Origin of the sequence: Microcella pacifica (assembly GCF_009371975.2) — a bacterium.
In the GTDB taxonomy this organism is placed as follows: domain Bacteria; phylum Actinomycetota; class Actinomycetes; order Actinomycetales; family Microbacteriaceae; genus Microcella; species Microcella pacifica.
In genome coordinates, this window is sequence record NZ_VIKT02000024.1 from 1 (window position 1) to 20,759 (window position 20,759).

The 20,759-nt window shown below is 69.6% G+C and carries 18 protein-coding genes and 1 tRNA gene; 12 read left to right on the plus strand and 7 right to left on the minus strand.

Annotation, left to right across the window (positions count from 1 at the left end; all coding sequences use genetic code 11):
• Positions 1-257: 257 nt before the first annotated feature.
• A tRNA-Gly gene (locus FK219_RS11605) sits at positions 258-320 on the minus strand.
• A gap of 122 nt (positions 321-442) precedes the next feature.
• Positions 443-826 carry a hypothetical protein gene (locus FK219_RS11610; RefSeq protein WP_152584085.1) on the minus strand — a complete coding sequence of 128 codons (384 nt, stop codon included), beginning with the start codon at positions 824-826 and terminating at the stop codon, positions 443-445.
• 82 nt (positions 827-908) lie between these two features.
• Between FK219_RS11610 and dcd the strand changes: the two genes are divergently transcribed.
• The gene (gene dcd / locus FK219_RS11615) at positions 909-1,496 is read left to right on the plus strand and encodes a dCTP deaminase (protein ID WP_152584086.1); all 588 of its coding nucleotides are present in this window, start codon (positions 909-911) and stop codon (positions 1,494-1,496) included.
• A gap of 33 nt (positions 1,497-1,529) precedes the next feature.
• Here dcd and FK219_RS11620 read toward each other — a convergent pair whose 3' ends face one another.
• On the minus strand, positions 1,530-1,904 hold the full coding sequence (locus FK219_RS11620) for a response regulator transcription factor (protein ID WP_152584087.1): 375 nt from the start codon (positions 1,902-1,904) through the stop codon (positions 1,530-1,532).
• Positions 1,905-1,986: 82 nt separating this feature from the next.
• Here FK219_RS11620 and FK219_RS11625 point away from each other — a divergent pair, with 82 nt between their 5' ends.
• Complete coding sequence (locus FK219_RS11625; RefSeq protein WP_152584088.1) at positions 1,987-4,068, plus strand: ATP-binding protein; 2,082 nt, start codon at positions 1,987-1,989, stop codon at positions 4,066-4,068.
• Here FK219_RS11625 and idi read toward each other — a convergent pair.
• The gene (gene idi, locus FK219_RS11630) at positions 4,050-4,589 is read right to left on the minus strand and encodes an isopentenyl-diphosphate Delta-isomerase (protein WP_152584089.1); all 540 of its coding nucleotides are present in this window, start codon (positions 4,587-4,589) and stop codon (positions 4,050-4,052) included. The genes FK219_RS11625 and idi overlap by 19 nt on opposite strands.
• A 21-nt stretch (positions 4,590-4,610) precedes the next feature.
• Between idi and FK219_RS11635 the strand changes: the two genes are divergently transcribed.
• The 9 genes from FK219_RS11635 to treZ all read left to right on the plus strand — a co-directional run bounded on the left by FK219_RS11635 (position 4,611) and on the right by treZ (position 16,187).
• On the plus strand, positions 4,611-5,681 hold the full coding sequence (locus FK219_RS11635; protein WP_328821689.1) for a polyprenyl synthetase family protein: 1,071 nt from the start codon (positions 4,611-4,613) through the stop codon (positions 5,679-5,681).
• Positions 5,678-6,577 carry a phytoene/squalene synthase family protein gene (locus FK219_RS13825; protein ID WP_165638130.1) on the plus strand — a complete coding sequence of 300 codons (900 nt, stop codon included), beginning with the start codon at positions 5,678-5,680 and terminating at the stop codon, positions 6,575-6,577. The genes FK219_RS11635 and FK219_RS13825 overlap by 4 nt, the downstream gene beginning before the upstream one ends.
• On the plus strand, positions 6,574-8,169 hold the full coding sequence (gene crtI, locus FK219_RS13830; RefSeq protein ID WP_165638131.1) for a phytoene desaturase family protein: 1,596 nt from the start codon (positions 6,574-6,576) through the stop codon (positions 8,167-8,169). The genes FK219_RS13825 and crtI overlap by 4 nt, the downstream gene beginning before the upstream one ends.
• Positions 8,169-8,516: a lycopene cyclase domain-containing protein gene (locus tag FK219_RS11650; RefSeq protein ID WP_152584106.1), complete on the plus strand. Its 348-nt coding sequence runs from the start codon at positions 8,169-8,171 to the stop codon at positions 8,514-8,516. Before crtI ends, FK219_RS11650 begins: the two co-directional genes overlap by 1 nt.
• A complete protein-coding gene (locus tag FK219_RS11655; RefSeq protein ID WP_152584090.1) occupies positions 8,513-8,860 on the plus strand; it encodes a lycopene cyclase domain-containing protein in 348 nt (115 codons plus the stop codon). Before FK219_RS11650 ends, FK219_RS11655 begins: the two co-directional genes overlap by 4 nt.
• Positions 8,857-9,723: a prenyltransferase gene (locus FK219_RS11660; RefSeq protein WP_152584091.1), complete on the plus strand. Its 867-nt coding sequence runs from the start codon at positions 8,857-8,859 to the stop codon at positions 9,721-9,723. Before FK219_RS11655 ends, FK219_RS11660 begins: the two co-directional genes overlap by 4 nt.
• A 67-nt stretch (positions 9,724-9,790) precedes the next feature.
• Positions 9,791-11,983 carry a glycogen debranching protein GlgX gene (gene glgX, locus FK219_RS11665; RefSeq protein ID WP_152584092.1) on the plus strand — a complete coding sequence of 731 codons (2,193 nt, stop codon included), beginning with the start codon at positions 9,791-9,793 and terminating at the stop codon, positions 11,981-11,983.
• Positions 11,980-14,361: a malto-oligosyltrehalose synthase gene (gene treY, locus FK219_RS11670; RefSeq protein ID WP_328821690.1), complete on the plus strand. Its 2,382-nt coding sequence runs from the start codon at positions 11,980-11,982 to the stop codon at positions 14,359-14,361. Before glgX ends, treY begins: the two co-directional genes overlap by 4 nt.
• Positions 14,358-16,187, plus strand: a complete 1,830-nt coding sequence (gene treZ, locus FK219_RS11675) for a malto-oligosyltrehalose trehalohydrolase (protein ID WP_152584093.1) — start codon at positions 14,358-14,360, stop codon at positions 16,185-16,187. Before treY ends, treZ begins: the two co-directional genes overlap by 4 nt.
• Positions 16,188-16,330: 143 nt before the next feature.
• On the opposite strand, the gene FK219_RS11680 is transcribed toward treZ, so the two are convergent.
• A complete protein-coding gene (locus tag FK219_RS11680; RefSeq protein ID WP_152584094.1) occupies positions 16,331-16,822 on the minus strand; it encodes a DUF2510 domain-containing protein in 492 nt (163 codons plus the stop codon).
• A gap of 10 nt (positions 16,823-16,832) precedes the next feature.
• On the minus strand, positions 16,833-17,642 hold the full coding sequence (locus tag FK219_RS11685) for an isocitrate lyase/PEP mutase family protein (RefSeq protein WP_152584095.1): 810 nt from the start codon (positions 17,640-17,642) through the stop codon (positions 16,833-16,835).
• Between the two features lie 94 nt (positions 17,643-17,736).
• Between FK219_RS11685 and FK219_RS11690 the strand changes: the two genes are divergently transcribed.
• Complete coding sequence (locus tag FK219_RS11690) at positions 17,737-19,020, plus strand: ATP-binding protein (RefSeq protein ID WP_152584096.1); 1,284 nt, start codon at positions 17,737-17,739, stop codon at positions 19,018-19,020.
• A gap of 40 nt (positions 19,021-19,060) precedes the next feature.
• On the opposite strand, the gene FK219_RS11695 is transcribed toward FK219_RS11690, so the two are convergent.
• Positions 19,061-20,542: an MFS transporter gene (locus tag FK219_RS11695; RefSeq protein ID WP_152584097.1), complete on the minus strand. Its 1,482-nt coding sequence runs from the start codon at positions 20,540-20,542 to the stop codon at positions 19,061-19,063.
• Positions 20,543-20,759 lie beyond the last annotated feature (217 nt).

The following is a 20,759-nucleotide window of genomic DNA, read 5'->3' on the forward strand; positions in this document are numbered from 1 at the left end:
CATCGCCCGAAGCCTGCTCGAGACCGGCGGCTTCAGACCCCAACTCCTACACCCCCGATTGGGATGAGCCATCATCGCGCGAGTTGTTGCGCGTACTGCTTGATACGGAGAAGCTCGACGAATCAACACACCTACTTGTACTCGTCATCGAACCGACGGCGAGGCACACTGAGGCACGCACGAATGGACCTTCTCCGGCAAGAGGCACGAAGAACAAGAAAAGGCCTGGTCAGACCGCACCAATTCGGGAGTGACAGAGACGATGGGCGGAACCGACATCAGCTTGGGAAGCTGAAGTTCTACCATTGAACTACATCCCCGCGCTGGAGCTTGAAGCGAAGGCCATTTCTGGCCTTCGCCGCGACGCCAGCGCTGGTGCCCGTCTCGGGCACCAGGTCGCGCGAGCAGTCTAGCGAATCGTGCCGAGACGCATGCGCGTCGGCTACGAGAGCGCGAGGATGACGCTCGCAGCCGTGAGCACGATCACGACCGGCGTCATCGTGTACCGCTCCGGCTTGCTGCGCGAGATGCCGTTCATGACGATGCCGAGCGCGAAGTACACGGCGATGACCCACATGGCGACGGTCTCGACGACCTCGCCCGGGATGAGGTCGATGACGCCCGCCCGCTCGAGGGCGACGACGGCGATGAGCGCGTAGATGACGATCGACACGGCGCTCCCGATCCGCAGGCGCGCGGGCAGCGCGCCATCGTGCTGGCCGCCCCAGGCGTAGCGCCCGAGGGGCGCGCCGGCGGCGAGCGCGAGCTGGAACACGGCGAGCGCGCCGAGGAGCACGAGGAGGATGATGAGAGCGACGGTCGTCACGGGCGGGAACCTTTCGGGACGGGTGGGGGCGAGGATGCTCCGCGCAACCCGCGCCGGGCATCCCGCTCGATAGGCTGACGCCATGCTACTGAGCGACCGAGATATCCGCGCCGAACTCGACTCCGGGCGCATCGGGCTCGATCCGCTAGACCTGTCGATGGTGCAGCCGTCGAGCGTCGACGTGCGCATCGACGGTCTCTTCCGGCTGTTCGACAACCACAAGTACCCGTTCATCGACCCCGCGGAAGAGCAGCCCGAACTGACGCGCTTAGTGGAGGCGAAGCCGGGTGAGCCGTTCATTCTGCACCCTGGTGAGTTCGTGCTCGGCTCGACCTACGAGCTCGTGACGCTGCCCGACGACGTCGCCGCGCGACTGGAGGGCAAGAGCTCGCTCGGTCGACTGGGCTTGCTCACCCACTCCACGGCGGGCTTCATCGACCCCGGCTTCAGCGGCCACGTGACGCTAGAGCTCAGCAACGTCGCCACGCTGCCCATCAAGCTCTGGCCGGGCATGAAGATCGGGCAGCTGTGCTTCTTCCGCCTCAGCTCCCCCGCCGAGAACCCGTACGGCACGGGCGGCTATCTCAACCGGTATCAGGGGCAGCGCGGCCCGACCGCCTCGCGCTCGTTCCAGAACTTCCACCGCACCGAACTCGACGCGCAGCACTAGCGACGCCCGGGGGCAGCGCGGCGCAGCACCCGCTCAGTCGGTCGCGGGCGAGAGCAGTGCGCCGATGCGCTCGATGAGCTCGCGCGAGCTGAACGGCTTCACGATGTAGTCGTCCGCGCCCGCCTCGAACGCCCGGTCGACGTCGCTGCGCTGCGACCGCGCGGTGAGCATGAGCACCTTGAGTCGGTGGTCGGGGTCGTGCCGTCGCAGCTCTTCGCACACCTCGATGCCGTCACGCTTGGGCATCATCCAGTCGAGGATGATGAGGTCGGGCTTCTGAGTCGCGGCGAGCTCGAGACCCTGCTCGCCGTCGATCGCGCTGAGCACCTCGTGACCGGCACCCCGCACACGGTTCTCGAGCAGGAGGAGCACGTCGGGCTCGTCTTCCACGATGAGAATCGTCGACATCGTATCCCTCCCCTCCCGAGTTATTCCGTATCCTCTCATGTAACGTCCGCGCGGGTGCGGCGATACGCGGGGAGGTGCGCCAGTGGGACAGGGAGGTCTCGTCGGGCGCCTGTACCTCGCCGACACCATTGTGCGGCGCATCGGCATCATCGCACTCGTCCTCTTCGCCGGGCTCGTGAGCGTCGCCTCGGTGCTGCTGAGCCCCGTGGATGCCGCGATCGCCGCGTGGTGGCCCGCGGCCGGCGTGAGCGCGGTCGCGGTGCTCGCCTCGCGCGGCAACCGCGTCGCGGTCGCCCTCGCGATCGCCGCGGTCACCGCGGTGGGAAACGTGATCGGCGGGCGCGAGCTTCTCGTCGCCGTACTCTTCGGCCTCGCCAATGCCATCGAGGCGTGGCTGGTGGCGTGGGTGCTCACTCGGGGGAATCCCGTTGCGCGGCTCGACGGCTTGCGCGACGTCACGCGGCTGCTCGCCGCCACGCTCGTCGGGGCCGCGGCGATCGGCATCCTGGCGGGCGCCACGGCATGGGCGCTTCTCGATCGAGACTTCCTGTTCACCGCCCTCGGACTGCTGAGCTCGCACGCCTCGGCTCTTCTCGTGGTGACTCCGGTCGCCCTCGTGAGCTCGCGGCTCAATCGACGAGTGAGCCCGGTGGAGGGCGTGCTGCAGATCGCGGCCGTCGTTCTGCTCGTCGGCTACACCTTCTGGCCAGGGAACGTGCTGCCGCTCGCGTTCCTGCCCTTCATCGCCCTGCTCTGGGCGGCGTTCCGACTGCCGACCGTCGTCGTGGCGGTGGAGCTCATCGCGACCGCGGCCGCGACCACGATCCTCACCGCCGCGGGAGGCGGCCCGTTCGCGGTCTACGCCGACGATGGAGCGCGCACGACTGTCGAGCTGATTCAGGCGTTCCTGATCGTCTACGCCGTCGGCGTTCTCTATGTCTCCGCCGCGCGCAACGAGTGGGCGAACGTCGTCACCCAGCTCGGCGCCCGCGAGGCTCTTCTGCGCGGGGGCATCATCAGCTCTGAGACGGGCATCCTCGTCGCCGAGGTGCTCGACGGCGAGCACTTGCGCGTCGTGGGCGTCAACGCCACTGCGCTCGAGGCGATCGGGCGCAACGAGATGCCGGGGTCGTGGGGTACAGCGGGCATCTGGATGCAGCGGGACCGCGTTGTGTTCGGGGTGAGCGAGCTCGACGAGAGGATACGGGCGAGGGATCCCGGGCGCCTAGAGATCACGCGCGGCGATCGCCGCTTCGATGTCGACATCGCCTTCTATGCGGAGGCCGGAGGCCAGCCGGTCGTGACCCTCGTCTTCACCGACGTAACCGCGCGCGACGCGCGCGAGCAGCTGGCTCTCGCCGTTGCCGACGACCTTCGACGCCTCAACGAGCAGAAGGACGACTTCATCGCCTCGGTGAGCCACGAGCTGCGCACGCCCGTGACGAGCATCCTCGGCTTCGCGGAGCAGCTCGAGGAATCACTGCTGCAGGAGCGGGACCAGCAGGCGTCGACGATCATCGCGCGCAACGCCCGTCGCCTCGCCGACGTCATCCAAGACGTGCTCGAGCTCAGCAAGCTCAGCTCCGTCGGTGCGGCCCCCCGCGCCGCCGCGCAGCTCGACGTTCTCGAAGTCGTGCGGCACTGCGCCGAGGACGCCTCGGGGCTGAGCCCCGCGCGGCAGGTTCAGATCGCTCTCACGGTGCCCGAGCATCCCGTCATGATCGTGGGCGTGACCCAAGACATCGCGCGCGTGTGCGCGAACCTGCTCTCGAACGCGGTCAAGTTCAGCCCCGACGGCGGCACCGTGCGCCTGGACGTGATCGACGAGGGGGACGAGACCGTGGAGATTCGCGTCGTCGACGAGGGCCCGGGCATCCCGGCCGCCGACCTGCCGCACGTCTGGGAGCGCTTCTACCGCGTGCAGACCGAGCGGCACCGCGAGGTACCCGGCACGGGCCTCGGACTGCCGATCGTCAAGGGCCTCGTCGAGACCCGCATCGGCGGCACGATCGACATCGAATCGGACGGCCTCACGGGCACGACGGTCATCCTGCGCATTCCGCGAGAACGGGCGGTCTCGGTGCACGTCGCCACGACCGCGATGCGGACACCGTCAGAAACGGGTCAGGATGCTCGTGCCGAGGCTCAGGAGGGCGCCGAGTAGGAGCCTTCCCACGCCGCGAGCTGCCAGCCCAGCCACGGGCTGAACGCGAAGGGCGTCGAGGCGACGGCGGAGCGCAGCTGCTCGGGCTCGACCCACGCCCACTCCGCGACCTCGTCGGCGGCGGGCGAGGGCTCCCCCACCGCGCGCGCCGTGAACACGGGGCAGATCTCGTTCTCGACGACGCCCGAGGCGTCGACGGCCCGGTAGCGGAAGTCGGGCAGGCTCACCCGCACGTCGGTCAGCGTCAGGCCGAGCTCGCGCTCGGCGCGGCGCACGAGCGCGTCCTCCATCGGCTCCTCGGGGGCGGGGTGGCCGCAGAAGGCGTTCGTCCACACGCCCGGCCAGGTCTTCTTGGCGAGCGCTCGACGCGTGACGAGCACCCGGCCCCGGTCGTCGAACACGTGGCACGAGAACGCGAGGTGTAGCGGCGTCTCGGTGCTGTGGACGGTCGCCTTCGGCGCGGTTCCGACGGGAGTGCCGTCGTCGGCGACGAGCACGACGGTTTCAGGAATATCGGTCATGTGCGGCTGTAGTCTGCTCGGGTGAAGAGGAGCGACCCGGTCACCATCGCGGAAGAGCGAGGCGCTGTGGTCGACGCTGTGCTGGAGCGCTTCTTCAGCCTAGCCAAGAAGCGCGCTGAGCCCCTGGGCGAGCACTACCAGCACCTCTGGGGTCTGCTCGAGCGCAACACCCAGGGCGGCAAGCGGTTCCGCCCCCGCATGGTCATGGCCGCGTACAGCGGGCTCGGTGGCACCGACCTCGAAGCGGCCGCCTACGTGGGCGCCTCCTTCGAGCTGCTGCACACGGCGCTCATCGTGCACGACGACGTGATCGATCGGGATTTCGTGAGGCGGGGCATCCCGAACATCTCCGGCACCTACCGCGACCACGCCGTCGACCGGGGCGCGAGCGTCGAGATCGCCGAGCACCGGGGCGTGTCGGCCGCGGTCATCGCCGGCGACCTCGCCCTCTTCAACAGCTACCGACTCATGGAGCGCAGCGGTGTGGCCGCGGCGATGCGCGACCGCCTGCTCGAGGTGCTCGACGAGGCCATGTTCGCGAGCGCGGCGGGCGAGCTCATCGACGTCGACTTCTCGATCGACCCGCACACGCCCGTCGTCGAGGACATCCTGCAGATGGAGCGGCTCAAGACGGCCGTGTACTCGTTCGAGGCGCCGCTGCAGGCCGGCGCGATCCTGGCCGGAGCGAGCGAGCAGATCGTGGCGACGCTCGGCGACTTCGGTCGAGAGATCGGCATCGCCTACCAGATCGTCGACGATGTGCTCGGCGTATTCGGCGAGGAGTCGTTCACCGGCAAGACGACGATCGGCGACCTGCGCGAGGGAAAGCGCACGGTGCTCATCAGCTTCGCGCGCGCGACCCCGCAGTGGGAGGAGCTGCGGCACCTCATCGGCAAGCACGACCTCACGGAGGCGGAGGCGCAGACCGCGCGCGACATGCTCGAGGAGTGCGGCGCTCGAACCTTCGCCGACGACCTCGTGCGCGGGTGCGCGCAACGCGCCCTCGACCTGCTCGCCGAACCGCACATGCCCGAGGCTCTGAGAGCGGAACTGCACCCCGTGGCCGCCACGGTGCTGGAACGGATGCGATGAGCCGCCTGAACCTGTACGACCGTGTCGCCGAGGAGACCGCCGGCGTCGTCATCCGCCGCTACTCGACCTCGTTCGGCCTCGCCTCGCGACTGCTCGCCCCGCGTGTGCGCCAGCACGTCGAGAACGTCTACGCGCTCGTGCGCGTCGCCGACGAGATCGTCGACGGCGGGGTGACGGATGCCGGGCTCGACACCGCCGCCGCGGGACGGTATCTCGACGAGCTCGAGGCCGATACCGAGCAGGCGATGCAGCACGGCTACAGTGCGAACCTCATCGTGCACGCCTTCGCGCGCACGGCGCGCGAGGTCGGCTTCGGCACCGAGCTCACGCGCCCGTTCTTCCACTCGATGCGCATGGATCTCACCGATACCGAGCACGATGCCGCGAGCTTCGACACCTACGTCTACGGCTCGGCGGAGGTGGTGGGCCTCATGTGCCTGCGCGCGTTCCTTCAGGATGCGCCCACCGACGAGGCGCAGAATGATCGCATGGTGCGCGGTGCGCGCGCCCTCGGCGCAGCGTTCCAGAAGGTCAACTTCCTCCGCGATCTCGCCGCAGACTTCGAGACTCTCGGGCGCAGCTACTTTCCCGGCATCAGGGTGGACTCGTTCACGGAAGAGGAGAAGCACCGCTTGCTCGACGACATCGACCACGACCTGAGCGTCTCCGCCGCCGTCATCCCCGAGCTGCCGGCCAGCAGCCGCAAGGCCGTCGCGCTCGCGCAGGGACTCTTCTTCGAGCTCTCCCGTAGACTGCGCACAACGCCCGCCTCGCAGCTCGTGCAGGCGCGCGTGCGCGTGCCGGACCCGGTGAAGGCGCGTATTGCTCTCGCAGTGCTCGCGGGGCGCATCCCGCAACCGCGCCGCACCGCCGTGCCCGCGGAGGTGACCGCGTGAGCCGCGCCGTCGTCATCGGAGGGGGCATCGCGGGCCTCTCGACCGCCGCCCTGCTCGCGCGGGACGGCCACGAGGTGACGCTCGTGGAGCAGCGCGACGCCCTCGGCGGCCGCGCGGGCTCGTGGGAGGTCGACGGGTTCCGCTTCGACACGGGGCCCAGCTGGTACCTCATGCCCGAGGTCTTCGACCACTTCTTCCGCCTGTGCGGCACGTCCTCCGCCGAGCAGCTCGAGCTCATCCAGCTCGACCCCGGCTACCGCGTCATCACGCAGGGGTTCGACGGCGCCGTGGACGTCGCGGCGTCGCGCGAGGAGAACATCGCGCTCTTCGAGTCGATCGAGCCCGGTGCCGGTCGCGCGCTCGAGACGTACCTCGAGTCGGCGCGAGACACCTACGAGATGGCCAAGAAGTCGTTTCTCTACACGAGCTTCGCCTCCTTCGGCCCGCTCATGACGCGCGACGTGCTCAAGCGCAGCGCGAAGCTCGTGCGCATGCTGCTGCAGAGCCTCGACGCCTACGTCGCCAAACGGTTCGGCGACCTCCGCCTGCGGCAGCTCCTCGGGTACCCGGCCGTCTTCCTCGGCTCCTCGCCCTTCCTCACCCCGAGCATGTACCACCTCATGAGCCACCTCGACCTCGCCGACGGCGTGCTCTACCCGATGGGCGGCTTCACCCGGCTCATCGACCGCATCGCCGCCGTCACGCGCGACCAGGGCGTCACCATCCGCACCTCGTCGCCGGTGGTGCGGATCGTCGTGGACGAGACGTCGAAGCAGGTGCGCGGCGTCGAGCTCGCCGGTCGCGGAGATGAACCGGGGGAGGTCATCGAGGCCGACATCGTCGTCTCGGCCGCCGACCTGCACCACACCGAGACGACTCTCCTGCCCGAGGAGCTGCAGACCTACCCGCAGTCGTACTGGGACAAGGCGACGGCGGGCCCGAGCGCCCTGCTGCTGTACCTGGGCGTCAAGGGCGAGCTGCCGCAGCTCGAGCACCACACGCTCCTGTTCACGGCCGACTGGCGCGAGAACTTCGAGGCCATCTTCGGGCCGACGCCGACCCTGCCCGATCCGGCCTCGCTCTACATCTGCAAGCCGAGCGGCGTCGACCCCTCGGTCGCTCCGGAGGGGCACGAGAACGTCTTCGTGCTCGTGCCGGCGCCCGCCGATCTCTCGTTCGGGCGCGGCGACGTCGATGGCGACGGCGACACGCCCCTCGAGGCCTACGCCGACCGCATCATCGAGCAGATCGCCGCGTGGGCGCACATTCCCGACCTCGCCGATCGCGTCGTCGTGCGCCGCACCTACGGCCCGGGCAACTTCCACGAAGATCTGGGCGCGTGGCGCGGCACCGCGCTGGGGCCGGCGCACATCCTGAAGCAGAGCGCGTTCTTCCGGGCCGGCAACGTCTCGAAGAAGGTGCGCGGCCTGTACTTCGCGGGCGGCTCGACGATGCCCGGCATCGGACTGCCGATGTGCCTCATCAGCGCCGAGCTCATCGTCAAGCGCCTGCGCGGCGACACCTCGACGGGTCCGCTGCCCGAGCCCCTCGAGTCGACCGGCCCGCGGGCCGAGGAGCCGTCGGCGGCGTGATCGGCTTCGCCTACCTCGGCGCGCTCGCCATCGCCCTCACGGGCATGGTGCTCCTCGACCGACGGTTTCGCCTCTTCTTCTGGCGGGACTGGCGGCGAGCGGCGATCGTGCTGCCGCTCGGGGTGGTCTTCTTCCTGATCTGGGACGTCGCGGGCATCGCCCTCGGCATCTTCTTCCGCGGGCAGACGGACTTCATGACGGGGATGCTCGTGGGCCCCGAGCTGCCGCTCGAGGAGGTCTTCTTCCTGACCCTGTTGAGCTACAACACGATGAACGCCTATACGGCGGCGAAGGATCTGCTCGCCGGGCGGTGGCGCCGTGCGCGCGCGGCGGAGGTCGGCTCGTGACCTACACGCTCCTCAACATCGTGTTCCTCGGCCTCGTCGCGCTCGTGGCGGTCGTCGCCGTCGTGGTGCGACGCGCCCCCCACTGGCGTGCGGTGGGCCTCGCCGCGATTCTCCTGCTCATCCTCACCGCGGTCTTCGACAACGTCATCATCGGCACGGGCCTCGTCGCCTACGACGACGCCCTCATCAGTGGCGTGTGCATCGGCGTCGCGCCGATCGAGGACTTCGCCTACACCGTCGCAGCTCTCGTGCTTCTGCCGGCCGTGTGGGAGCTCCTTCTGCGAAGGGGAAGCGCGACCCGCACTGCCGACAGCGGCACCCAGGAGAGGGGTGGGCGCTCATGAGCACTCTCGCGCAGTTGACGCTGAGCTCGCGCCCGCTCAGCTGGATCAATACGGCGTTCCCCTTCGCGGCCGCCTACCTGCTCACCGCTCGCGAGATCGACCTCACGCTCATCGTGGGCACCCTCTACTTCCTCATTCCCTACAACCTCGCGATGTACGGCATCAACGACGTCTTCGACTACGAGAGCGACCTCCGCAACCCGCGCAAGGGAGGCGTGGAGGGCGCGCTGCTCGACCCGAGCATCCATCGCACGACGCTCGTGGCGGCCCTCGTCACAAACGTGCCGTTCCTCGTCTACCTCGTGATCGTCGGCGATCCGCTCTCGTGGCTCGTGCTCGCGATCAGCGTGTTCGCGGTCATCGCGTACTCGATGAAGGGCCTGCGCTTCAAGGAGAGGCCCTTCCTCGACTCGCTCACCTCGAGCACTCACTTCGTGAGCCCCGCCGTCTACGGCCTCGTGCTCGCCGACGCCGTCTTCACGCCCGCCCTCTGGCTCATCCTCGGCTCGTTCTTCCTGTGGGGCATCGCGAGCCACGCCTTCGGAGCGGTGCAGGACGTGCTCGCCGATCGCGAGGGAGGGCTCTCGTCGATCGCGACCATCATCGGCGCACGCGCCACGACGCGCCTCGCGGTCGTCGTCTACCTCGCCTCCGGCCTCCTGCTGCTCGGCACCGAGTGGCCCGGCCCGCTCGCGGCGATCGCCGCCGTGCCCTACGTCGTGAGCACGGCGCAATGGTGGCGGGTGACCGATGAGACGGCGGAGGACGCGAACCGGGGCTGGAAGAGGTTCCTGCTGCTCAACTTCGTGGCGGGGGCGATCGTCACGATGCTGATGATCGGCTGGACGCTCACGACCGCCTAGACCCCGTTCGGAGGATGGCCCGAGGGCGAGCGCCTACTCTGGAGGACTACAGAAGTGGGGTATCCGCATGCAGACCTGGCCAGGTTCCGCGTATCCGCTCGGCGCGACGTTCGACGGCAACGGCACGAACTTCGCCCTGTTCAGCGAGGCGGCCGACCGCGTCGTCCTGTGCCTCTTCGACGACGATCGGGTCGAGACGCAGATCGACCTCATCGAGGTCGACGCCCACGTCTGGCACGCGTACCTGCCGCAGGTGCAGCCTGGTCAGCTGTACGGCTACCGCGTCCACGGCACGCACGACCCCTCGACCGGGCAGCGGGCCAACCCGAAGAAGCTGCTGCTCGACCCCTACGCGAAGGCCGTGAGCGGCGAGATCGACTGGGATGAATCGCTCTTCCCGTACCGGTTCGGCAAGCCAGACAAGAAGAACGACCTCGACTCGGCGCCGCACGCCATGCTCGGCGTCGTCATCAACCCCTACTTCGACTGGCAGGGCGACCGCGCGCCGCGCACCGCCTACAGCTCGAGCGTCATCTACGAGGCCCACGTGAAGGGCCTCACGATGACGCACCCCGACATTCCTGAGGAGATTCGCGGCACCTACGCGGCCATCGCGCACCCCGCGATCATCGAGCACCTGCGCAAGCTCGGGGTCACCGCGCTCGAGCTCATGCCCACACACCAGTTCGTGCACGACAAGCACCTGGTCGACCAGGGCCTGCGCAACTACTGGGGCTACAACACCATCGGCTTCCTCGCGCCGCACAACGCCTACTCCTCGAGTGGCGACCGCGGCCAGCAGGTGCAGGAGTTCAAGAGCATGGTGCGCGAGCTGCACGCCGCGGGCATCGAGGTCATCCTCGACGTCGTCTACAACCACACGGCCGAGGGCAACCACATGGGCCCCCTGCTCTCGTTCAAGGGCATCGACAACGCGGCGTACTACCGCCTCATGGAGGAGGAGCCGCAGTACTACCGCGACTACACGGGCACCGGCAACAGTCTCAACGTGCGCCACCCGCACTCGCTGCAGCTCATCATGGACTCGTTGCGCTACTGGGTCACCGAGATGCACGTCGACGGGTTCCGCTTCGACCTCGCCGCCGCGCTCGCGCGCGAGTTCTACGACGTCGACCGCCTCTCGACCTTCTTCGACCTCGTGCATCAAGACCCGGTCGTGTCGCAGGTGAAGCTCATCGCCGAGCCCTGGGATATCGGCCCAGGCGGCTACCAGGTCGGCAACTTCCCCCCGCAGTGGACGGAGTGGAACGGCAAGTACCGCGACACCGTGCGCGACTTCTGGCGCGGCGAGGGCGAGACGCTCGGCGAGTTCGCGAGCCGGCTCACGGGCTCGGCCGACCTCTACGAGTCCTCCGGCCGTCGCCCCGTCGCGAGCATCAACTTCGTGACCGCGCACGACGGCTTCACGCTGCGCGACCTCGTCTCCTACAACGAGAAGCACAACGAGGCGAACGGCGAGAACAACCAGGACGGCGAGAGCCACAACCGCTCCTACAACCTCGGCGAGGAGGGACCGACCGACAATCCGGTCATCCAGGCGCTCCGTGCGCGCCAGGTGCGCAACTTCCTCGCGACCCTCCTGCTCAGCCAGGGCGTGCCGATGATCGCCCACGGCGACGAGCTCGGCCGCACGCAGCAGGGCAACAACAACGTGTACGCGCACGACAGCGAGCTCTCGTGGATCGACTGGGAGCACGCCGACGGCGCCCTGCTCGAATTCGTCGGCTCCCTCGTGCGACTGCGGCGCGAGCATCCCACGTTCCGTCGCACCCGCTTCTTCGACGGCCGTCCGGTGCGGCGCGACGAAGGCGACCCCGTGCCCGACGTCGCGTGGTTCCAGCCGGACGGCTCGGCCATGGAGCCGGAGGACTGGGAGTCGGGCTTCGGTCGCTCCATTGGCGTCTACCTCAACGGCCACGGCATCCAGGGTCGGGATGCTCGGGGCGAGCCCATCGTCGACCGCTCGTTCCTCGTCTACTTCTCGGCTCACACCGAGCCGGTCTCGGTCACGCTGCCCTCGAGCGAGTACGGCCAGCGCTGGGAGCGCCTCGTCGACACGAGCGGCATCGAGGGGGAGCCTGTGCTCGACGCGGGCGGCACGATGACCCTCGAGGCGATCAGCATGGTCGTCCTGCGCGAGTGGGTCGTCACCGAGCCGACGCTCGACGACTCCGTCGCCGCGTCGCTCTCGCCGCCCGCGCAGCTCGACCCCGTCGCCTCCCCCGTGGTGACGCCGTGAGCGAGCTGCCCCGCTCCACGTACCGCCTGCAGGTGTCGGCCGAGTTTCCGCTCGACGACGTCGCGGGGCTCGCCGACTACGTGAGCCGTCTCGGCGCCGACTGGCTCTACCTCTCGCCGCTCCTGCAGGCGACGCGCGGGTCCACGCACGGCTACGACGTCGTGGACCACGGCCACGTCGACGAGGAGCGCGGCGGCCTCGTCGGTCTCACGCACGCGATCGGATCGGCGCGCGACCACGATCTGGGCGTGCTCGTCGACATCGTGCCGAACCACGTCGGCGTCGCCGACCCTCGTCAGAACTCGTGGTGGTGGCAGCTGCTGCGCGATGGGCGCGACTCCCGGTACGCCGAGGCCTTCGACGTGGATTGGGAGTTCGGCGGCGGCCGCGTGCGCCTCCCCGTGCTCGGCGACGACCTGCCGACCGCGATCGAGGCCGGGCAGGTCACGCTCCTGCCGCACGCCGTCGGCGGGCCCGCCGTGCGCGTCTACGAGACCGAGTACCCGCTCGCCGAGGGCAGCCTGCCCCGCCCCGGCACCGACCTCACGGCGACGGAGACGATCGCCGAGGTGCTCGCGCACCAGCACTACGAGCTCATGCACTGGCAGCGCGCCGACGCCGAGCTCAACTATCGCCGCTTCTTCGCCGTCAACACTCTCGCCGCGATCCGCGTCGAGGAGCCCTGGGTGTTCGACGAGTCCCACGCCGAGATCGTGCGCTGGGTGCGCGAGGGGCTCGTGCAGGGCATCCGCGTCGATCACCCGGACGGCCTCGCCGACCCGGGGCGCTACCTCGACCGCCTCGCCGAGGTCGCCCAGGGTGCGCCCGTGTGGGTCGAGAAGATCCTCGAGGGCGAGGAGCCGCTTCCCGCGTTCTGGCAGACCGTCGGCACGACCGGCTATGACGCTCTCGCGACGATCGACCGCGTGCTCGTCGACCCCGCGGGGCGCCTCCCGCTGAGCGACCTCGACGCCGGGCTGCGCGCCGAGGACACCGCGGCTGCCCCGCGGCGCCTCGATTGGCACGCTCTCATCCGCCGCACGAAGCGCCGCATCGCCGACACGATCCTGCGCAGTGAGGTGCTGCGCCTTGAGCGCGAGCTGCCGGAGCCGATCGAGAACGCCGCCGATGCGCTCGCCGAGCTGCTCGCGGCCTTCCCCGTCTACCGCTCGTACCTGCCGGCCGGTCACGAGCACCTGCAGGAGGCTTTCGAGGCGGCACGGGATGCTCGACCCGAGCTTGAGCCGGCGCTGCGCGCCCTCGAGCCCGTGCTCTCCGACCCTGGTCAGGCGGCGGCGATCCGCTTCCAGCAGACGAGCGGCATGGTCATGGCCAAGGGCGTGGAGGACACCGCTTTCTACCGGTACTCGCGCCTCGCCTCGCTCACCGAGGTAGGAGCCGACCCCGGCGAGTTCTCGATCACGCTCGACGAGTTCCACCGCCGGCAGGCCGTGCGCCAGGCGGCCTTCCCGGCCTCGCTCACGACGCTCTCGACGCACGACACGAAGCGCGGGGAGGACACCCGCGCGCGCATACACGTCATCGCGGAGGACCCGGAACGCTGGGAGTCGCTGCTCGGCGAGCTGCGCGAGCGCGTCGCCGTGGGCGACGGGGTCTTCGAGAACATCCTGTGGGAGTCGCTCATCGGCGCCTGGCCGCTGAGCCGCGAGCGAGCGCACGCCTACGCCGAGAAGGCCTCCCGCGAGGCGGGCACGTCGACGGGCTGGGCTGACCCGGATGAGCAGTTCGAGGCGCGCCTGCACGCCGCCGTCGACACGGCCTTCGACGACCGCGACGTCTCGACCCTCATCGAGGCCTTCGTCGCGACGATCGCGCCGGCCGGCTGGTCGAACTCGCTCACCGCGAAGCTCGTGCAGCTCACGGCGCCGGGCGTGCCCGACGTGTACCAGGGCAGCGAGCTGTGGGAGACGAGCCTCGTCGACCCCGACAATCGTCGCCCCGTCGACTACGCGGTGCGGCGCGAGCTGCTCGAGCGCATCGAAGCGGGCGAGCTGCCGCCCATCGACGAGTCCGGGGCGGCGAAGCTGCTCGTGACCGCAACGGCGCTGCGCGCACGTCGCGACCGCCCGGAGCTCTTCACGCGCTACGCGCCCCTGCCCGTCGTGGGTTCCGCGGAGCGCCACGCGATCGCGTTCGACCGCGGGGGAGCGGTGACGATCGGCACGCGGCTGCCCGTGAGCCTCGCCTCGCTCGGCGGCTGGGGCGACACTGCGATCGTTCTGCCCCACCGCCCGTACCGCGATCTCATCACCGGTGCGGCATATGACGGTGGCGAGCTGCTGCTCGCGCGCGTGCTCGAGCGCTACCCCGTGGCGCTCCTGGTCGAGGAGGCGCTCGCCGAGGACGGCACGTCATGACGACGGATGCCCGGGTCTGGGCCCCCCTCGCCGCGCAGGTCGCCCTGCACCGCGTGCGGGGTTCCCAGGAGTCGCGGGTCGAGATGACTACCGAGGGCGAGTGGTGGGTGGCTCCGGAGGCGCTCGAGCTCGGCGACCGCTACGGATTCCTGCTGGATTCTGACGAGGACGACGGCGACGAGCATCCGCTGCCCGACCCGCGCTCCCGCCGCCTGCCCGATGGCGTGCACGGGCTCAGCGCCCTCGACGACCCGACCGCGTTCGACTGGACGGACGCCGGGTGGACGGGCCGACAGCTCGCCGGCAGCGTGCTGTACGAGCTGCACATCGGCACGTATTCCCCCGAAGGAACATTCGACGGGGCGATCGCGCGACTCGACCACCTCGTCGACCTCGGCATCGACACGATCGAGCTGCTGCCGGTCAACGGGTTCAATGGCACGCACAACTGGGGCTACGACGGCGTCGCCTGGTACGCGGTGCACGAACTGTACGGCGGGCCGGAAGGCTACCGGCGCTTCGTCGACGCCTGCCACGCCCGCGGTCTCGCCGTCGTGCAGGACGTCGTCTACAACCACCTCGGCCCGAGCGGCAACTACCTGCCGCGCTTCGGCCCGTACCTGCTCGAGGCGAGCGCCAACACGTGGGGTGACTCGGTTAACGTCGGCCATCCCGAGGTGCGCCGCTACGTGCTCGACAACCTCGCGATGTGGTTCGACGACTTCCACGTGGACGGTCTGCGGCTCGACGCCGTGCACGCGCTCGTCGACGATCCCGAGAACCACATCCTGCAGGCGATGGCGGAGGAGACGGATGCGCGGTCGGCGCACCTGCGCCGCCCGCTCACGCTCATCGCCGAGAGCGACCTCAACGACCCCCGGCTCATCCTGTCGCGCGAGGCCGGGGGATACGGCCTGCACGCGCAGTGGAGCGACGACCACCACCACGCGATCCACACGGCGGTCACCGGCGAGGCGAACGGCTACTACGCCGACTTCGCGAGCGAGGAAGCGCTGTCGAAGACGAGCGCATGGGGCTTCTTCCACGACGGCAGCTACTCGAGCTTTCGTGAGCGGGCGCACGGGCATCCAGTACCGAGCGAGGTACCCACCTGGCGGCTCGTGACGTACGCGCAGAATCACGACCAGATCGGCAATCGCGCCGCGGGCGATCGTCTCTCGCAGTCGCTCAGCGAGGATCAGCTCGCGGTGACGGCCGTGCTGAACCTCACCACCCCCTTCACGCCGATGCTCTTCATGGGCGAGGAGTGGGGCGCTTCGAGCCCGTGGCCGTTCTTCACCTCGCACCCCGAGCCCGAGCTCGGCCGCGCGACAGCCGAGGGGCGGCTCGCCGAGTTCATCAAGATGGGCTGGGACGAGGCGGTCGTGCCCGACCCCCAAGACCCGGCGACGTTCGTGAGCGCGCGCCTGCAGTGGGAGGAGCTCGCCGACGGCGTGCACGCACGCCTGCTCGCCCTGCACCGCGCACTCATCGCGCTGCGCCGCGCGACTCCCGAGCTCACCGACCCGCGCTTCGCCCACACGAGTGCCGCGACGAGCGGCCCCGCGCGCTCCGAGGCCCCGAGTCGGTTCAGCATGGAGCGCGGCGCCGGGCTAGACGATGCGGACGCGGGTCTCGTGAGCGTGTGCGTCGCCTTCGGCGAGGCGGCGACGTTCGCGATCGAGGCGGTTGATCCGTCCGGCGAGCAGTCGGCGCGCATCCTGCTCTCGACGACGCCGGATGCTCACCTTGAGCACACCGACGGCGCCGACGGGGCCGAGCTCGCGTTGCCGGCCTGGTCGGCCGCGATCGTGCGCGTGCGCTAAGGGCCAGCGCTGACCGACGTTCCAGATGACGCAGCCCGAGCCCCTTCCAGAATTTCGGAACTGTGTGAGGCGCATTCACGACAGTCCGCAGTCCTGGAAGGCCCACTCAGCACGGCGATGCCCGCTGGCCGCGTCACCGTCTGCTAGCCGGGCAGCCCCGCGCCGCCGGCGAGGCCGATAGCGACCAACAGAAGCACGGGGGCGAGCCCGAGGATGATGCTCACGCCGAGCGCGAGAGTCGCAATGCCCTTGCCGCCGAGGCGTGCTGCGTGGTGCAGGCCGCGAGCCGCGAACACCGCGGTGAGCGCGGCGAGGGTCGCGGCGGTAGCGAGGGCGAGCAGCACGAGGGCTGTGTCGTCGAGGCCGCGCACGCTCACGAGACCGGAGGAGGCGAGCAGCTGCGCGACGAAGCCGAGAATCGTGAGGGCGATGCCGAGGCGCGCGAGCCGGGCATCCCGATTGGGACCTGGCCGCAGCGAGCGCGCGACGGCGGGGCTGAACGCGGAGAACGGGTCGGGCTCGCGGTGGGCGCGCCCCGTGAAGGCGGTGCCGTCGAACCAGCGCTCGTAGCCCTCGCGCTCGGGGTCGGGCTGCCAGCCGGGCCTGACCGAGTCGAGATCGTCGCCTTCGCTCATCGGGCAGCCCTCACAACTCGTAGCGGAAGGCGAGCTCGGCGGGGTACTCGCCGCGCGCGGTGAGCTGCGCCGCGGCCGCCGCGAGGTGGTGCAGCGTGAGGCCGAGGGACTGCGGACCGAACGAGACGCGGCCGACGCCGAGCTCGGCGAGCCGCTGCAGCGACAGGTAGCCCGGGTGGGCGAAGACGGCGATCGGTGCCCGCACCGCGGCGACGGCGTCGGCGACCTTCTTCTCGGTGCTGAGGCCCAGCATGAAGATGCTCGTCGCCCCCGCGTCGACGTAGGCGTTGGCGCGGTCGATCGCCTCGTCCCAGTTGTCGGGAGAGCCCGCGAGGGTGTCGGTGCGCGCGTTGATCGCGAGGGGCACACCCGCGGTGTCGGCGGCCGCTCGCGCCGCGGCGACGCGTGCGGCGGCGTCCTCGAGGGGGCGTCGGTCGCTCGTCGCGCCGTCGAGAGAGTCCTCGATGTTGAGACCGGCGGCACCTGCGTCGATGAGCCGCGCGACGTTGTCCCGCACGCCCGCGGCATCGCTCGCGTACCCGCGCTCAAAGTCGACGCTCACGGGCAGCTCGGTCGAGCCGGTGATGCGCCGCGCAGCGTCGAGGGCCTGCTCGACGGTCATGCCCTCGCCGTCGGGCGCCCCGAGCGCGAAGGCGACCGAGTGGCTCGCCGTCGCGAGAGCGCGCACTCCCGGAGTACGGGCGACGATGCGGGCGGTCATGGCGTCCCACACGTTCGTCACGATGAGCGGGTCGCCGGGCACGTGGAGGGCGCTGAGCGCCTCGGCCTTCTGCGCGGTCGTGGGGGAGGGCGTCGTCATGCCCTCACTCTGCCATGCGTCCGGGTCGTCATGCTGGAGGAAGAATCTCAGCCCGCAGGCCCCCGTTGACCAGGTGCACCTGCGACGATGGAGCATGACCGCCGTGCGCCTTCGCGACTACCAGCCCGCCGACATGGATGCGATCCTGCGTCTCTGGGACGAGGTGCGCGAGGAGGGCGTCGAGCCCGTCTACGCGCTCGCCGAGGTGCTCGCCTCGTGCGAGAAGGACCACGCGGTCATCGCGGTGCGCGGCGAGGAGGTGCTCGGCGTCGCCGTCGCGCGGGCGGCCCACGACCAGGGGTGGATCGTCTTCCTCGCTGTAACGGCCCCTGCGCGCGGATCGGGCATCGCGGGCTCCCTCTTGGCAGCCCTCGAGCAGCGCATGGCACCGCAGGGCCTTACGCGGCTGTCGATCCTCGTGCCGGATCAGCAGCAGCAGTTCGGGGCGCTGACGAAGGCGGGCTTCGAGAACCGTGCGCACTTGAGCTACTTCGAGCGCGAGATTCCCGTCAAGCAGCGCGAGTTGTCGGTGCTGCGCGACCTCGGCGGGCGCATCCTGCCTCGCGATCTGTGGGGATCGATCGCGGGCATGCACGCCGAGAAAGAGCTGCTCGAGAGGCGACTCGTCCTCCCGCTCGCCGACCCGGCTCTCGCAGAGCAGTTCGGTGTCGAGCCGCCGCGCTCGATCGTGCTCTTCGGCCCTCCCGGCACCGGCAAGACGACCTTCGCGAAGGCCGTCGCGTCGCGCCTGCAGTGGCCCTTCGTCGAGGTATTCCCCTCGCGTCTCGCGCACAGCCCGCAGGGTCTCGCCGGGGGGCTGCGTGAGACGTTCCTCAACATCGCGGAGCTCGATCATGTCATCGTCTTCATCGACGAGGTCGAGGAGATCGCGGCGCAGCGCGGCGGCGAGCCGCCCTCGGCCATGCAGGGCGTCACGAACGAGCTGCTCAAGATCATCCCCGCCTTTCGGGATGCTCCCGGACGGCTCCTCATCTGCGCGACGAACTTCATCCGCTCGCTCGACGATGCTTTCCTGCGGCACGGGCGCTTCGACTACGTCATCCCGATCGGGCTGCCGGATGCCGCTGCGCGCGAGGCGATCTGGTCGCGGTACATTCCCGAGTCGGTGCAGGGCGCCGTGGACGTGGCGCAGATCGTCGCGAGCACTGACGGCTACTCGCCCGCCGACATCGAGTTCGCGGCACGCTCGGCCGCTCAGGCGGCGCTCGAGCAGTCGGTGTTCGGCGAGGGGGGTGCGCAGAAGCTCGGGCCGTCCACGGAGGACTACCTCGACGCGATCGCGAAGACGCGCGCAACGGTCTCCTCCGTCGTCTCGACCCAGTTCGAGGAGGACATCGAGGCGCTCGCCCGCACCTAGTGCGGCGGGTGAACGGCCCGGGCGTGCCGCGGCGTGCGCCTTAGTCGATGACCTCCTGCTTGGCCTTAACGGGGATCATGAGCAGCAGGCCGGCGAGCAGCACGAGCACGATGCCGACGATGCCGAAGCGCGTGTCGGCGGTCAGGCCGACGATGATGCTGAACAGGCCGGGGGCGAGGAAGCTCACGGCGCGTCCGGTCGTGGCGTAGAGGCCGAAGATCTCTCCCTCGCGGCCTGGGGGCGTGATGCGCGCGAGGAATGAGCGGCTCGCAGCTTGGACGGGCCCGACGAAGAGGGTGAGGAACAGGCCCGCGATCCAGAACCCGGTTTTCGAGTCGCCGATCAGGAGCACCGCGGAGCCGGCGAGGATCAGACCGACGAGCGAGCCCATGATGACGTTCTTGGCGCCGAGCCGGTCGTCCAGCCACCCGCCGATGAAGGTTCCGATGCCCGCGCCGACGTTCGCGGCGACGGCGAAGTACAGAACTTCGGAGGAACTGAACCCGAAGACGACGGCGGCGATGATCGCGCCGAACGTGAACACGGCGGCGAGTCCGTCTCGGAAGATCGCGCTCGCGAGAAGGAACAGCAGCACGTTCGGGTTCTTCTGGACGAGACGGCGCACGGTCGCCCAGAGTTGGCGGTAGCTGCCGAAGAACGAGACGCGGTTCTCGCGTTCGCGCGCCGGGATCTCGGGAACCCGTCGCAGCACGGGAATGGCGAACACCGCGAACCAGACGGCGGACGCGAGAATCGCGAAGCGCACATCGAGGGCGCCCCCGTCGCCACCGAACGGGAGGTTCAGGAGGCCGTTGCCGCTCTCGCTTCCGAAGTTCTGAATGAAGAGCACGAGCAGCACGACGAGCAGGACGATGCCGCCCACGTAACCCATGCCCCAGCCGAAGCCCGACACCCGCCCGACGGTGGACGGCGTCGAGACCTGCACGAGCATCGCGTTGTAGTTGACGCTCGCGAACTCGAAGAAGAGGTTGCCGGCGGCGAGTAGCGCTGCACCGAGATAGATGTAGGCGGGCACGGGCTCGACGAAGAACATCGCGGCCATGGCGAGCACCACAAGTCCCGTGTTGATGGCGAGCCACAGCTTGCGCTTGCCCGACCCGTCGGACCGCTGACCGAGCACGGGGGCGAGGAGGGCGATGAGAACCCCCGCAATGGTGAGCGCCCAGGAGATGACGGTCGTGTTGGCGGCAAGGGCGGCCTGAAGCGCCGGGTCGTTGTCATTGCCGGCCGCGGCTTCCACGATCGCCGGGTCGATGAACAACTGGCTCGCGAGGTAGGTGCTGAAGACGAAGGTCGTGACGACGGCATTGAAGGCCGCCGAACCCCAGTCCCACAGGGCCCACGCCCGCACCATCTTCTTCGGCACGGGCGCTTCGGAGAGCGAGCCCTGCCCTACCGTGCCGATGGCACGGGTGTGGGCGATGCGGGGGATCTCTGGCACGACCGGCAGGTCGGGGTGGGAGTTCGGGTCGACGTCGTTGTCGCCAGGCTTCTCAGTCATGCGCTCACGCTACTGCGAGCCGGTGAACAGCCGGTAGCGATCGCGAGCACATTCCCGAGACGGGGGCCGAGATTCCTGAGAGTTGAGCCAGGGTAACTCAAGTTTTCGCCCCTCGACTTGACACCGAGCATCCGGTCTCTCAAACTTGATATCGCGAGACTCAACCTTTCGCGCCCTCGACTTCAGCGCTTCACCCACACACCAGAAGGAGCACCAC

Bases quoted from the DNA above. Each gene is read 5' to 3' on its own strand.
- dcd (WP_152584086.1), top strand. From the start codon at position 909: ATGCTACTGAGCGACCGAGATATCCGCGCCGAACTCGACTCCGGGCGC.
- FK219_RS11620 (WP_152584087.1), bottom strand. From the start codon at position 1,904: ATGTCGACGATTCTCATCGTGGAAGACGAGCCCGACGTGCTCCTCCTG.
- idi (WP_152584089.1), bottom strand. From the start codon at position 4,589: ATGACCGATATTCCTGAAACCGTCGTGCTCGTCGCCGACGACGGCACT.
- FK219_RS13825 (WP_165638130.1), top strand. From the start codon at position 5,678: ATGAGCCGCCTGAACCTGTACGACCGTGTCGCCGAGGAGACCGCCGGC.
- FK219_RS11660 (WP_152584091.1), top strand. From the start codon at position 8,857: ATGAGCACTCTCGCGCAGTTGACGCTGAGCTCGCGCCCGCTCAGCTGG.
- glgX (WP_152584092.1), top strand. From the start codon at position 9,791: ATGCAGACCTGGCCAGGTTCCGCGTATCCGCTCGGCGCGACGTTCGAC.
- treZ (WP_152584093.1), top strand. From the start codon at position 14,358: ATGACGACGGATGCCCGGGTCTGGGCCCCCCTCGCCGCGCAGGTCGCC.
- FK219_RS11680 (WP_152584094.1), bottom strand. From the start codon at position 16,822: ATGAGCGAAGGCGACGATCTCGACTCGGTCAGGCCCGGCTGGCAGCCC.
- FK219_RS11685 (WP_152584095.1), bottom strand. From the start codon at position 17,642: ATGACGACGCCCTCCCCCACGACCGCGCAGAAGGCCGAGGCGCTCAGC.
- FK219_RS11690 (WP_152584096.1), top strand. From the start codon at position 17,737: ATGACCGCCGTGCGCCTTCGCGACTACCAGCCCGCCGACATGGATGCG.
- FK219_RS11695 (WP_152584097.1), bottom strand. From the start codon at position 20,542: ATGACTGAGAAGCCTGGCGACAACGACGTCGACCCGAACTCCCACCCC.